The sequence below is a fragment of the Streptomyces chiangmaiensis genome, assembly GCF_036281785.1.
GTDB lineage: Bacteria > Actinomycetota > Actinomycetes > Streptomycetales > Streptomycetaceae > Streptomyces > Streptomyces chiangmaiensis.
The window spans coordinates 1-512 of the sequence record NZ_JAYWVC010000766.1 but is presented as its reverse complement, the minus strand read 5'-3'; the positions used below and the strand labels follow the sequence as shown (position 1 = coordinate 512).

General features: G+C 69.5%; 1 protein-coding gene. It reads right to left on the bottom strand.

Annotation, left to right across the window (positions count from 1 at the left end; translation table 11 throughout):
- A partial coding sequence (locus VXC91_RS46825) for an enoyl-CoA hydratase-related protein (protein WP_329513398.1) occupies positions 1-512 on the bottom strand: 512 nt, incomplete at both ends.

Sequence of the window (512 nt, the reverse complement as noted above, 5' to 3'; positions counted from 1 at the left end):
CGGGCCTCGCGGGCGCTGAGCTGAGCGGTACGGGTGGCCAGTTGCTTGATCGCTCGGACCGACGAGGGCGAGCAGGCCAGCACGTCGTCCACCCAGCGCTGCACTGCGTTGTCGAGTTCGCTGGCGGGGACGACCTCGTTGACCAGGCCGAGGCGGTACAGCTCGGCCGCGGGCACTCGCTTGCCCGTGAGCAGCAGGCCCATGGCCGCGTTGTGCGGGATTTTGCGCTGCAGCAGGACCATGCCGCCGTCGAGCGGCAGCCTGCCGACCCGCGGCTCGGGCAGTCCGAATTTGGCGGTGTCTGCGGCGATGACGATGTCGCAGCCCAGGATCATCTCCATCCCGCCGCCGACGGCGTAGCCGTTGACCCTCGCGATGACCGGCACGTCCAGCGTCGTGCGCAGGCTCAGCCCGCCGAACCCGTTCGGATCGAGCTGCGACCAGTATTCGAGGCCGGTCTTGTCGATCGCCTTTTGGGACATGTCCGCGCCGACGCAGAACGCGCGGTCGCC